The sequence below is a fragment of the Amycolatopsis sp. NPDC114478 genome, assembly GCF_055633805.1.
Window position 1 is genome coordinate 1 of the sequence record NZ_JBVKDO010000050.1, and the last position, 12,845, is coordinate 12,845.

At 69.0% G+C, this 12,845-nt stretch carries 10 protein-coding genes; 6 read left to right on the forward strand and 4 right to left on the reverse strand.

Features of this window, described 5'->3' with window-relative positions; all coding sequences use genetic code 11:
• The first annotated feature begins 149 nt into the window (after positions 1-149).
• Genes ACZ7OH_RS51610 through ACZ7OH_RS51625 form a run of 4 tightly spaced genes read left to right on the forward strand, consistent with a single transcriptional unit; the run spans position 150 to position 3,416 of the window.
• Positions 150-581, forward strand: coding sequence for a type II toxin-antitoxin system Rv0910 family toxin (locus ACZ7OH_RS51610; RefSeq protein WP_470287689.1), 432 nt, complete (start codon positions 150-152; stop codon positions 579-581).
• On the forward strand, positions 578-1,402 hold the full coding sequence (locus ACZ7OH_RS51615) for a MaoC/PaaZ C-terminal domain-containing protein (protein WP_470287690.1): 825 nt from the start codon (positions 578-580) through the stop codon (positions 1,400-1,402). The genes ACZ7OH_RS51610 and ACZ7OH_RS51615 overlap by 4 nt, the downstream gene beginning before the upstream one ends.
• On the forward strand, positions 1,402-2,238 hold the full coding sequence (locus ACZ7OH_RS51620) for an SDR family oxidoreductase (protein ID WP_470287691.1): 837 nt from the start codon (positions 1,402-1,404) through the stop codon (positions 2,236-2,238). The genes ACZ7OH_RS51615 and ACZ7OH_RS51620 overlap by 1 nt, the downstream gene beginning before the upstream one ends.
• Positions 2,235-3,416 carry an acyl-CoA dehydrogenase family protein gene (locus ACZ7OH_RS51625; protein WP_470287692.1) on the forward strand — a complete coding sequence of 394 codons (1,182 nt, stop codon included), beginning with the start codon at positions 2,235-2,237 and terminating at the stop codon, positions 3,414-3,416. The genes ACZ7OH_RS51620 and ACZ7OH_RS51625 overlap by 4 nt, the downstream gene beginning before the upstream one ends.
• 39 nt (positions 3,417-3,455) lie before the next feature.
• On the opposite strand, the gene ACZ7OH_RS51630 is transcribed toward ACZ7OH_RS51625, so the two are convergent.
• From ACZ7OH_RS51630 to ACZ7OH_RS51640, 3 genes are all read right to left on the reverse strand, one after another.
• A complete protein-coding gene (locus ACZ7OH_RS51630) occupies positions 3,456-5,939 on the reverse strand; it encodes a DNA gyrase/topoisomerase IV subunit A (protein WP_470287693.1) in 2,484 nt (827 codons plus the stop codon).
• Positions 5,940-5,968: 29 nt separating this feature from the next.
• Complete coding sequence (locus ACZ7OH_RS51635; RefSeq protein WP_470287694.1) at positions 5,969-8,020, reverse strand: DNA gyrase/topoisomerase IV subunit B; 2,052 nt, start codon at positions 8,018-8,020, stop codon at positions 5,969-5,971.
• A gap of 134 nt (positions 8,021-8,154) precedes the next feature.
• Positions 8,155-9,504 carry a phospholipase D-like domain-containing protein gene (locus ACZ7OH_RS51640; protein WP_470287695.1) on the reverse strand — a complete coding sequence of 450 codons (1,350 nt, stop codon included), beginning with the start codon at positions 9,502-9,504 and terminating at the stop codon, positions 8,155-8,157.
• A gap of 108 nt (positions 9,505-9,612) precedes the next feature.
• On the opposite strand from ACZ7OH_RS51640, the gene ACZ7OH_RS51645 reads away from it, so the two are divergent.
• Both ACZ7OH_RS51645 and ACZ7OH_RS51650 read left to right on the forward strand, forming a co-directional pair.
• Positions 9,613-10,704, forward strand: coding sequence for an LLM class flavin-dependent oxidoreductase (locus ACZ7OH_RS51645; RefSeq protein ID WP_470287696.1), 1,092 nt, complete (start codon positions 9,613-9,615; stop codon positions 10,702-10,704).
• Entirely contained in the window at positions 10,701-11,285 is a 585-nt protein-coding gene (locus tag ACZ7OH_RS51650) for an FMN reductase (RefSeq protein ID WP_470287697.1), read from the forward strand. The genes ACZ7OH_RS51645 and ACZ7OH_RS51650 overlap by 4 nt, the downstream gene beginning before the upstream one ends.
• A gap of 816 nt (positions 11,286-12,101) precedes the next feature.
• Here ACZ7OH_RS51650 and ACZ7OH_RS51655 read toward each other — a convergent pair.
• Positions 12,102-12,845, reverse strand: a 744-nt coding sequence (locus tag ACZ7OH_RS51655; protein ID WP_470287698.1) for an HNH endonuclease signature motif containing protein, incomplete at its 5' end; no start/stop codon positions are given.

Sequence of the window (12,845 nt, forward strand, 5' to 3'; positions counted from 1 at the left end):
GATCTCAATCAGCGGCCAGGGCGTCCAGAACGACAGGGCGGCCACTCCTCAGAAGCCACCACACGAGGCAAGACACCATCAGCCACACCCCATCGACCTGGGCATTCAGAACATCCCGTCCTGAACACCAACAATCTTATGGAGACACCATGGGCCAGATCAGCGCGTCCGTCGAACTGCCCGCCGCGCCGGACAAGGTGTGGGCGGAGTTCTCGAACCCCAACAACTTCGAGAAGTGGCTGACCATCCACACCAAGTGGAAGGGCGACGTCCCCGCGGAGTTCACGCAGGGCTCGCAGGTGTCCGAGGTCGTCACGATGCTCGGGATGGCGAACACGATCACCTGGACCGTGGACACCTACGATGCTCCCCATCGCTTGGTCATCTCGGGAACCGGGATGGCCGGGGTGAAGATCCGGTTCTCGCTGTCGGTGGCGGCGGCGGGGACCGGCTCGGCGGCGACCATCGAAGCCGAGTTCACCGGCCAGATGATCGTCGGCGCGCTGGGCAAGGCCGTCGAGAAGGACGGGAAGAAGAACCTCGACGAGTCCCTCGAGAAGTTCAAGGCGCTGGTCGCGTGAAGTTCGACCCGGCCGGGCTCGACAAGTGGACGGCACCGGTTTCGTTCGAGGTCACGCGGGAACGGCTCGTCGAGTACGCGGCCGCGACCAACGACCCGATCCCGGCGCACGCTTCCGGCGACGTCGCGAGCCCGGTGTTCGCGATCGTGCCGGTGTTCCAGTCGCTGCTGGAACCGGCCCTCGAGGTCGTGCCGCCGTCGTTGTTCGGGCGCGTGCTGCACGGCGAGCAGGACTTCCGGTTCCACCGCCCGATCCGGCCCGGCGACGTGCTGGAGTCGCGCGCCAAGATGACCGGCTGGGAGGGGTTGCCGAAGGGCACGCGGGCGACGGTCTACCTGGAGTGCCGCGCTTCCGGCGGTGAGCTGGTCAACGAGCAGTACGTGACGTTCTTCGTGCGCGGCTTCGACGCCGGTTCGAAGGTGGGTGAGCTGGGGCCTTCGCACCGGTTCGACGAGGCGCTGCGCTCGTCGCCGCCGGTGGCGAAGGTCGGCCAGCACGTCGACGACGACCAGACGTTCCGCTACGGCCCGGCCGCCGGCGACCCGATGCCGATCCACCTCGACGAGGAGGTCGCCCGGGCGGCGGGCTTGCCGGGGATCATCGCGCACGGCCTGTGCACGATGGCGTTCACGTCGTGGGCCGTGCTGACCTCGGTGGCGCCCGCGGGCCGGCTGCGGCGCCTCGCCGTCCGGTTCGCCGCGCCGGTGCTGCCGGGGCAGGACCTGTCGACGTCGATCTGGGCGGCGGGGCCTTCTTCGTACGCCTTCGAAACCAAAGCAGGAGACACACTCGTGATCAAAGACGGACTTGCGGAGCTGTGATGGGTGCACTCGAGGGGCGCGTCGCGCTGATCACCGGCGCCGGCCGGGGGATCGGCCGGGAGCACGCGCTGTTGTTCGCCCGGGAGGGCGCTTCGGTGGTCGTCAACGACATCGAACCGGACCCCCAGGTGGTCTCGGAGATCCGCTCGTCCGGCGGTTCGGCGGTGGCGAACACGTCGGACGTGGCGACGTGGGCGGGTGCGGCGGAGCTGGTCGACCAGGCGGTGTCCGAGTTCGGCCGGCTGGACGTGGTGGTGAACAACGCGGGCATCCTGCGTGACAGCTTCGTCGCGGGCCTCACCGAGCAGCAGTGGGACGAGGTGATCGCGGTCCACCTGAAGGGGCACGCGGCGGTCCTGCACCACGCGGCGGCGTACTGGAAGTCGTTGGCCAAGGCGGGAACTCCCGCTGCGGCGTCGGTGATCAACACGGCATCGGCGTCGGGGACGACGGTGCCGAACCCGGGCCAGCTGAACTACGGCGCGGCGAAGGCCGGGATCGCGGCGATGACGTTGGTGGCAGCGGCGGAGCTGGAGCGCTACGGGGTGCGGGTCAACGCGATCGCCCCGATCGCCCGGACCCGGCTGACGCTGGCGACGCCGGGGATGGGGGCGATCTTCGCCGCACCAGTGGAGGAGGGTGAGTTCGACGCGTTCTCACCGGCGAACATCTCGCCGCTGGTGGCGTACTTGGCGACTGAGAAGTGCCCGGTGACGGGCAAGATGTTCGCGGTCCAGGGCGGCGCGATCTCGGAACTGGCGGGCTGGCACGACGTCAAGGTGATCGAGACCGAGGGCCCGTGGGAGATCGACGACATCGCGGCGAGGCTGCCGTGATCGAGTGGTCCGAGACGGATCTGCTGATCCGCGACTCGATCCGGGAGTTCATCGCCAAGGAGATCCGGCCGCACCTGGATTCACTGGAGAGCGGCGAGCTGCCGCCGTACGACATCATCCGGAAGTTGTTCAAGGCGTTCGGGCTGGACGCCATGGCGGCGGAAGCGGTTTCTCGCCTGCTCGCTTCGGAAGGCAACGGTTCAGGCGCACCGAAGCTGGGCGGGCAGGAGACCCTGGCGCTCATCGCGATCAGCGAGCTGGCCGGGGTGAGCCTGGGGATCGTGGCTTCGCTGGGCGTCTCGCTGGGGCTGACGGCGGCGACTATCCTGTCGAAGGGCTCGCTGGAGCAAAAGCAGCGCTGGCTGCCGGGCTTGGCGACGTTCGAGAAGATCGGCGCGTGGGCGATCACCGAGCCGGACTCGGGTTCGGACGCGTTCGGCGGCATGCAGACGACGGTCCGCCGGGACGGCGACGAGTACGTGCTGAACGGGCGGAAGACGTTCATCACGAACGGCCCCTACGCGGACACGGTGGTGGTGTACGCGAAGCTGGCCGACGGGTCGCCGGCGCGGGAGCGGCCGGTGCTGACGTTCGTGCTGGACCGCGGGATGCCAGGGTTCGTGCAGGGCAAGCCGTTCAAGAAGATGGGGATGATGTCGTCCCCGACGGGCGAGCTGTTCTTCGACGACGTCCGGCTCGGCGCGGACCGGCTGCTGTCATCGTCGGGTTCCGAGAGCGCCCGGGAGAGTTTCGCGGCCGAGCGGGTCGGCGTGGCGGCGCTGTCGCTGGGGATCATCAACGAATGCCTCCGGCTGTGCGTCGACTACGCGAAGTCGCGGAAGCTGTGGGGCCAGGAGATCGGACGGTTCCAGCTGATCCAGCTGAAGCTGGCGAAGATGGAGGTGGCCCGGCTCAACGTCCAGAACATGGTGTTCCAGACGGTGGCCAAGGCCCGCGCGGGAAAGCGCCCTTCGCTGGCGGAGGCGTCGGCGATGAAGCTGTACTCCTCCGAGGCGGCGACCGAGGTGGCGATGGAGGCGGTGCAGCTGTTCGGCGGCAACGGGTACATGGCCGAGTACCGGGTGGAACAGCTGGCGCGGGACGCGAAGTCGTTGATGATCTACGCGGGGAGCAACGAAATCCAGGTGACTCACATAGCCAAGGCCCTGCTGGCCTGACCGAGGGTGGTGCGCCTGCCGGGCGCACCACCCTCGCCGTCAGTCGCGCTCGATGAGGTGACCGACCACGTCCGGGCCTGGGTGGGCGTGGCCTGAGCCGTCCCTGCGGACGTCGATCTCCGGGAGCTCCACCGGGTCGCCGTTCTTCGCCGCGCCTGCCGGGCGCGGGCCGATCCAGGCCACTCGCAGCGCCGTTTCGCCCTTCAAGAACCGCTGGGCTCGAACCCCGCCCGTGGCGCGGCCCTTCGCCGGGTACTCGCTGAACGGCGTGACCTTCACGCTCTGGCCCGTCGACGTGATCACCAAGGGCTCGCCGTGCTCGTCGTCGTCCGTGCGGATCGCTCCGAAGAACACCACCGAACCCGCGCCGACGTTGATGCCGGCCATGCCGCCGCCCTTCAGGCCCTGCGGGCGGACCAGCGACGCCGCGTATTTCAGCAGCGACGCCTCCGACGACACGAACGCCAGCGTCTCCGTGCCGTCCGTCAGCCACGTCGCTCCGACGACCTCGTCGCCGTCCTTCAGCGAGATCACTTCGAACTCGTCCGAGCGGACCGGCCACTCCGGTGAGCAGATCTTCACGACACCCGCGCGAGTGCCCAGCGCCAGGCCCGGGGAACCCGCCGCCTGCTCGCCCAGCGGCGCGATGCCGACGACCGTCTCGCCCTTCTCCAGCGGGACCAGCTCGCGCGCCGCCATGCCGCCGCGCAGGGAGACCGTGCCCGCCTGCTCCGGCAGGACCGGCAACGGCAGCACGTCCGTCTTGAACGCGCGGCCGCGGCTGGTCACCAGCAGGACCTGGCCGCGGGCCGTGGTGTGGACCACCGCCGCCACGGCGTCGTGCTTCACCCGGCCGTTGCGCCGGCGCGTCTCCGTCGACTCCTCGGACTCCGCCGCCGTGCGGGCCACCAGGCCGGTCGCCGACAGGATCACCTGGCACGGGTCGTCCTCGACCTCCAGGGGACCCGACGGCTTCGACGCGGCCAGGACCTCCTTCAGGTCGCCGTCGATCAGGGACGTGCGGCGCTCGGTCGGGAAGTCCTTCGCGATCTTCGCCAGCTCGGCCGACACGAGCTTCTTCAGCACCGAGTCGTCGTCGAGGATCTTCGTCAGCTCCGCGATCTCCTCGCGCAGCCGCTCCTGCTCCGACTCCAGCTCCAGCCGGTCGTACTTGGTCAGCCGGCGCAGCGGGGTGTCGAGGATGTACGTCGCCTGGATCTCCGAGAGCTTGAAGCGCGTCATCAAGCCGTCCTTCGCGGCCTGCGCGTTCTCGCTCTCGCGGATGAGCTTGATCACCTTGTCGATGTTCAGCAGCGCGATCAGCAGGCCGTCGACCAGGTGCAGCCGCTCTTCGCGCTTGCGGCGCCGGTACTTCGTGCGCCGCGTGACGACCTCGTAGCGGTGCCGGAGGAAGACCTCGAGCAGCTCCTTCAGGCCCAGGGTCTGCGGCTGGCCGTCGACGAGGACCAGGTTGTTGATGCCGAACGACTGCTCCAGCGGCGTCAGCCGGTAGAGGTCGGCCAGCAGGGCCTGCGGGTTGACGCCGACCTTGCACTCGATGACCAGCCGCGTGCCGTTCTCGCGGTCGGTGAGGTCCTTGACGTCGGCGATGCCGGTGAGCCGCTTGGACTTGTTGACCTCGTCGGTGATCTTCTCGATCACCTTCTCCGGGCCGACGCCGTAGGGCAGCTCTGTGACGGTGATCGCCTGCCGGCCACGGCTGCCTTCGAGCGGACCGGTCTCGCAGTTCGCGCGCATCCGGACCACGCCGCGGCCGGTCTCGTACGCGCGGCGGACCTCGTCGAGGCCCAGCAGGCTCCCGCCGGTCGGCAGGTCGGGGCCGGGCACGAACTCCATCAGCTTGTCGAGCGTCGCGGACGGGTGCGTGATCAGCCACCGCGCCGCCGCGACGACCTCGCCGAGGTTGTGCGGGATCATGTTGGTCGCCATCCCGACCGCGATCCCGGACGTGCCGTTGACCAGCAGGTTCGGGAACGCCGCGGGCAGCACGGACGGCTCCTCGAGCGAGCCGTCGTAGTTCGGCCGGAAGTCGACGGTGTCTTCGCCGAGCTCGCCGACCAGCTGCATCGCCTCGGGCGACATGCGGGCCTCGGTGTACCGCGAGGCGGCCGGGCCGTCGTCCGGCGAACCGAAGTTGCCGTGGCCGTCGATCAGCGGAACGTTCAGCGAGAAGTCCTGCGCCAGCCGCACCATCGCGTCGTAGATAGCGACGTCGCCGTGCGGGTGGTACTTGCCCATCACGTCGCCGACCACGCGCGACGACTTCACGTACGCGTGCGTCGGGCGGTAGCCGTTCTCGTTCATCGAGTACAGGATCCGGCGGTGCACCGGCTTCAGCCCGTCCCGCGCGTCCGGCAGGGCGCGCGAGTGGATGACCGAATACGCGTACTCCAGGTACGAGTCCTCGATCTCGGTCTTCAGCGAGTTGTCGAAGACGTTCGCGCCGGCGCGGTCGAACGCGCTGGGATCGACCTTGGTGGTGGTGCCCTTGCGGCGTGCCACGGCAGAACTCCTTGGTAGCTACGGAAAAATCAAGCGTCGATGGCGTCGCGGTCGATCCGGTCCGAAGAGGCGACCAGCCAGTTCCGCCGGGGCTCGACCTTCTCGCCCATCAGCAGCTCCAGCGCGCCCTCGGCGGCCTCGGCGTCGTCCATGGTGATCCGGCGGACCGAGCGCGTGGCCGGGTTCATCGTGGTCTCCCACAGCTCGTCGGCGTCCATCTCGCCGAGACCCTTGAACCGCGGCACCGGCGTGACGATGCTCTTGCCCGCCCGCTCCAGCTCGGCGTACTTGGTTTCCATCTCCTGCTGCGTGTACGTGAAGTGCGTCTCCGGGTTGCGGCCCTTCGTGACGAGCTTGTGCAGCGGCGGCATCGCCGCGTACAGCCGGCCGTCTTCGATCACCGGGCGCATGTACTTCGCGAACAGCGTGATCAGCAGGGTCCGGATGTGCGAACCGTCGACGTCCGCGTCCGCCATCAGGATGACCCTGCCGTAGCGCATCGTCGTCAGGTCGAACGTGCGGCCGGTGCCCGCGCCGAGGACCTGCACGATCGACGCGATCTCGGCGTTCTTCAGCGTGTCGCCCAAGGACGCCTTCTGCACGTTCAGGATCTTGCCTCGCAGCGGCAGCAGCGCCTGGTACTCCGACACGCGCGCCATCCGGGCCGACCCCAGCGCGCTGTCACCCTCGACGAGGAACAGCTCGCTGCGGGAGACGCCGGTGGTGCGGCAGTCGACCAGCTTCGGCGGCATCGCCGCGCCTTCGAGCGCGGTCTTGCGCCGGGCGGCGTCCTTCTGCTGCTTCTGCGTGAGCCGGACGCGCGCGGCGTCGACCACCTTCTGCAGCACGACCTTCGCCTCGGACTTCGTCTTGCGGTCCTCGGTCCAGGCCTTGACGTGCTTGTCGACGATGGCCTGCAGCACCCGCGTGATGCCGGCGGTGGACAGCTCGTCCTTCGTCTGCGACGTGAACTGCGGCTCCGGCAGCCGGACGTGCACGACGGCGGTCATGCCCTCGAGGACGTCCTCGATCGTCGGCATGTCCTCCTTGGGCTTGAGCAGCCCGCGGGTCTTGGAGATGGCCTCCTGCAACGCCTTCGTGACCGCGCGGTCGAAGCCGCGGCGGTGCGTGCCGCCGTGGACGTTGCGGATCGTGTTGGTGAAGCACTCGACCGTGCGCTCGTAGCCGGTGCCCCAGCGCAGCGCCACCTCGACCTCGGCGTGCCGCTCCACATTGGACTGCATGACGCCGGCGGCGTCGGCCGCGTTCTCCTTGTACGTGCCCTCACCGGTGATCAGCAGCGTGCCGCAGACCGGCTTCTCGCCCGACGGGGTCAGGAAGTCGACCATGTCGACCAGGCCGTGCGGGAAGTGGAACGTCTCTTCGTTGATCGTGTCTTCGATCGCCGTGCGCAGCACGTACGTGACGCCCGGGACGAGGAACGCGGTGTTGCGCAGCTTCGCCCGCACCCCCTCGACGTCCAGCGCCGCGCCGGACTCGAAGTAGCGCGCGTCGTACCAGTAGCGGATCGACGTGCCGCTGCGCTCGCCGCGCTTCATCTTGCCGACGAGGTTCAGCCCGGACCGGCGGGTGAACTTCGCCTTCGGGCCGGGCGCGTCGAAGGTGCCGGGGATGCCGTGCTTGAACGACATCTGGTGGACCTTGCCCTCTTGCTTCACCGTGACGTCGAAGCGGTGCGACAGCGCGTTGACCGCCGAAGCGCCGACGCCGTGCAGGCCGCCGGAGGTCTTGTAGCCGGAGCCGCCGAACTTGCCGCCGGCGTGCAGCCGCGTCAGCACCAGCTCGACGCCGGACAAACCGGACTTCGCGTGGATGCCGGTGGGGATGCCGCGGCCGTCGTCGTCCACCTGGACGCTGCCGTCGGCGTGCAGGGTGACGACGATCTTCGTCGCGTACCCGGCGACGCCCTCGTCCGTCGAGTTGTCCACCACCTCGGAGAAGAGGTGGTTGATGCCGCGGCTGTCGGTGGAACCGATGTACATCCCGGGGCGTTTGCGGACGGCTTCGAGACCCTCGAGATGCGTCAGGTCGTCGGCCCCGTACAAGGTCTCGGCAGTCACAGGGTCGTTCTCCCGGATCGTGGCTCGCGAAAGTGCTGGTGGCGGTGCGGACTGGCCTGCACCGTACTGCAGGATATCCGCCCGCCCCGACAGTTTCCGCGCCCTGTCGCCCCGGGAGTGGCGTGCGCCGCCCCCTAACGGGGGTCGTAGCCCAGGTCGGGCCACAGGCCCAGCAGGGCTTCGATCTTCCGCGGGACCTGGAAGCTGTTCCGGAAGTTCGGCTTTTCGCCGATCGCGGCGAGCGCCTTGCGGAGGTCGCCGAACGCCGGCCGGGCGGCCGGCTCCCGGGTCAGGATGTAGCAGTACGTGCGGCGCGGGTAGGCGAACTCGTCGGTGTACGCCTGCAGCACCAGACCGGGGGCCTCGATCCGCGACCCGACCAGGGCACGGCCCTGCTTCTGGCTGTAGACGCGGATGACGTGCACGCCCGTGCGCAGCGTGCGCGGCGGGTCCTGGCCCTGGCCGTCGTCGGCCCAGAACAGTTCGACGCGGAACGGCTGTTCGCCGTTGTCGCCGGGGTGGGTGTACTCGCGCTGCAGCTCTTCGAGGCGGTACTCGGCCTCGGCCGACGGCTCGCCGCCTTCGACGAGGCTGACGAGGTACAGCTCGGCCGGGCGCGGCCACGCGGGCCGGGGCACGTCGGTGGCTTCGGGTTCGGTGGTTTCGGGCTCGGTGGCCGCAACCGGTTCCGCGGTTTCGGCGGCCGGCGAAGGTGCGGCGGCCGTCTCGGTGGACTGCGGTTCGGCCTCGGGTTCCGGCGGCCGGACCGGGGATTCGGCGGCCGCTGGCGCGGCCGGCCGGACCGGGGCCGGCGGCGGGGTCGCGGCCGCGGGCGGCGCGGCGGGCCGGACCGGCGACGGCGCCGGTGCCGGGGTGGCGGGCCGCACCGGCGTGGCCGGCCGGCTCGTGACGACCGGCCGGGCGGGCGGGGTGGAGCGCGTGGGCGTCGCCGGGCGCGGCGCGGTGACCGGCTTGCCGGCGCCGTACTGCTCCAGGAGCGGCTCCAGGTCGCCCGCCGTCAGCGCGGGGCCCGCGAGGTCGCACCACTCGAGCCAGGCCTCCTGGGCCTCCTCGACGGTGTGCTTCTCGTGGGAGACCGTGACGGCCTCGAACAGCTGCCGCGGGCCGGCGGCGGTGACGTCGGCCGAGCCGACGACCACGAACGACGGTTCGTCCTCGGCGATCACCAGCTTCGCGTTCAGCCCGCGCAGCGAGTGCACGATCACGCCCGCCTTCACCCAGTGCAGCAGGGCGTGCGGGCTCGTCGCCCCGGACAGCACCATGTCCAGGCTGGCGTCCGTGATCACCGTGTCGCCGGGTTCCAGCGGCAGCAGCGCGGCCGCGCCGGGACCGACGTGGCCGAAAGCCGCCACCAGGTTTCGGCGAGGCGCGAGCAGCGGGGTGATCGAACCCCAGATGTCGCGGCCCGTGAGTAGTCGTACCGAACGTTCTGCCAGACCCAGCCGACCGAGCTCCGCGTCCATGGCCTTGACCTTACTTGGTGCCCCCTACGGCATTGACGGCCGGAATATCTCTTGCTTGGAAGTAGTTGAACGCGCATGTAAGATGGGGCTCGCGAAGGGAGTCAGGTCATGCAGTTCGGAATCTTCTCGGTGGGCGACGTCACGACCGATCCCACGAACGGCACCACGCCGACGGAGCACGAGCGGATCAAGGCGATGGTCCGAATCGCGCTGAAGGCGGAGGAGGTCGGCCTCGACGTCTTCGCGACGGGCGAGCACCACAACCCGCCGTTCGTACCGTCGTCGCCGACGACGATGCTGGGGTACATCGCCGCGCAGACGTCCAAGATCATCTTGTCGACATCGACCACGCTGATCACGACGAACGACCCGGTGAAGATCGCCGAGGACTTCGCGATGCTGCAGCACCTGGCCGACGGCCGCGTGGACCTCATGATGGGTCGCGGCAATACAGGTCCGGTGTACCCGTGGTTCGGCGAGGACATCCGCCAGGGCATCCCGCTGGCGATCGAGAAGTACGCGCTGCTGCGCCGGCTGTGGCGCGAGGACGTGGTCGACTGGTCCGGCAAGTTCCGCACCCCGCTGCAGGGGTTCACGTCGACGCCCCGTCCGCTGGACGGAGTCCCGCCGTTCGTGTGGCACGGGTCGATCCGCAGCCCGGAGATCGCCGAGCAGGCCGCGTTCTACGGAGACGGCTTCTTCGCCAACCACATCTTCTGGCCGACGTCCCACTTCCAGCAGCTGATCCAGTTCTACCGCCAGCGTTTCGAGCACTACGGCCACGGAACGGCGGACCAGGCGATCGTGGGGCTGGGCGGCCAGGCGTTCATCCGGCCGCGCTCCCAGGACGCGTGGAAGGAGTTCCGGCCGTACTTCGACAACGCCCCGGTGTACGGGCACGGTCCGACGCTGGAGGAGTTCACCGACCAGACGCCGCTGACCGTGGGGAGCCCGCAGGAGGTCATCGACAAGACGCTGACCTTCCGCGAGCACTTCGGTGACTACCAGCGTCAGCTGTTCTTGATGGACCACGCGGGGTTGCCGTTGAAGACGGTGCTGGAGCAGCTGGACCTGCTGGGTTCGGAGGTGGTGCCGGTGCTGCGCAAGGAGCTGGACTCCATGCGGCCGGCTCACGTGCCTGAGGCACCTACGCACGCTTCGCTTGCTTCGTCTGTGTCTTTGGCGGAGGTGTCGGAATGAAGCTCGCGGTGGTGACGGCGGGGTTGTCGGTACCGTCGTCTTCGCGGTTGCTGGCGGATCGTTTGGCGTCGGCGACGGTTGCTGCTGCTCCTGACGCTTCGGTCTCGGTGGTGGAGCTGCGAGACATCGCTTTGGACGTGACGAAGAACCTGCTGACGGGCTTTCCGAGCCCGGCGTTGCGGTCGGCGATCTCGACGGTGGTATCCGCGGATGCGCTGATCGTGGTGACTCCGGTGTTCACGGCTGGGTACAGCGGGTTGTTCAAGTCGTTCTTCGATGTGCTGGACGCGGATTCGCTGGTGGGTAAGCCGGTGCTGCTGGGTGCTACGGGCGGGACTGAGCGGCACTCGCTGGTGTTGGACTACCAGTTGCGGCCATTGTTCGGGTATCTCAAGGCGGATCCGGTGGCTACCGGGGTTTATGCCGCTTCCTCGGACTGGGGGAGTGGAGAGGGTGCGTTGCAGCGGCGGATCGAGAAGGCCGGGGCTGAGCTGGCTTCGGCTGTCGAGGGTCGGGTTGCTGGTGGTGAGGGGACGGGGTTTGTTCCCTTTGAGCAGCTGTTGGCTGAAGTGGGGGAGTAGGTGGCCGGCCTGCTGCCCGGCTGCTGCCTGGTGGGTCGGCCGCTGCCTGGTTGGCGGGCCGGCTGGTTTGGTCGGCCGCTGCCGGTTGGTTGGCGGGCCGGCAGGTCGGTGGACCGGCTGGTTGGTTGATCGGGCTTCGGCGGTTGGTGGTCTGGTCGACTTGGAGGCCGAGGCGAGTCTGGCCGGTCTCCAGGGCTGGGCCTCAGACGCGGCGGTTCTTGCCGGAGTCCGGCGGGGCACCTCACGGCCGGACCCGGCGGCGCAGCGGCGGTGATCGCCTGGCGGGAAGCTCCGCTAGCACGAGTAGCTGGCGGGGTGGCGTGCCAGGCTGGGCCGAGCGGCGGCGCTGCTTGACGAGGTAGCGATCTTGCTGCTGGCCGAGCTGAAGATGGGCCGCGTGTTGGCCAGGTGCTGATGGCTGCGGGTTCTGGCGCTGTGGCTCGGGGGTGCGGACAGTTGGCTGGTGAAGTGCCGTCTTGCGCCGTGGGCAGTTGAGGGTTCGGGTCTGCAGTCGGTGCTTGGACGGCTCCTGTCGAATGGTGTGGCTGGACGAACCGGCTGGCGGTTGGAGTTGCTGGGCGGTCGAGCGGCCGTCGGTTCGCGATTGGCGCTGGTGCCTGGTTGCTGCGGCTGTGTTCGGTGGGCAGAGTCTTGGGCCTGGTTGGCGTTTAGTCGGGTGGCTGTTGGGTTGGCGAACTAGGCTTTGAGGGCTGGGCTGGGTTCTGCCTGTGGGTGGGCGGTTCGTCGTCTTGAGTGAGTAGACGTGGGTGTAGGCCCGTAGCCGGTGGCTGCGGGCCTTTCCCATCTTTGGTTGTCTCAGGCTGCGAACGGCAGTCGTTGGTGGAGGTTGTTGCGCCTGGGTTTTCGGTGTTTGTCCAGGAAGGCTGGTGGGAAGAACTCCGGTAGACCGTCGGCGGCTATGCGGACTTCCCAGCCGGAACGGTGCAGCAGCCTGTGGTGGTGGGCGCACATCAGGACCAGGTTGTTCAGGTCGGTTCGACCGCCTTCGGACCAGTGGTAGATGTGGTGGCCCTGGCAGTGCCGGGGTGGGCGGTGGCAGCCGGGGAACGCGCAGCCTCGGTCGCGGAGGTAGAGCGCTCGGCGCAGGCCTGCCGAGATCAGGCGGCGGAGGCGGCCCAGGTTCAGCGGCTCGCTCTTCTCGCCCAGCACGGCTGGGATGATCATGCTGTCGCACGCGTGGATCCTGGCCTCCGCCGCCGTCATCGTGCCGGTGTCGCCCAGGGTTGCCTCCCCCACGCCCGTCTTGAGGTCGTTCACGTGTACCGCGACCATCACGTGGGCTCGCTCGCCCGCCTGCATCGGCAGCGTCGGGGAATTCAGCGCCAGGTCGATCGTGTCGGAGAACGCGTCGCCGTAGCGTTCCTGGGGCGAGCGGTGGTCGCCTTCCTCGGAACCTGTGCGGCGTTCGGCTAGGGCGTCGAGGAGCGCGCTGGCTCGGGTTTCCGTGATGCGCCCCGGGTTCTGTGCAGGCTCTGATCTCAGGGAGGATGCAGAGCATGCCGGCACCGAAGAAGTACAGCGACGAGCTGCGTGAGCGGG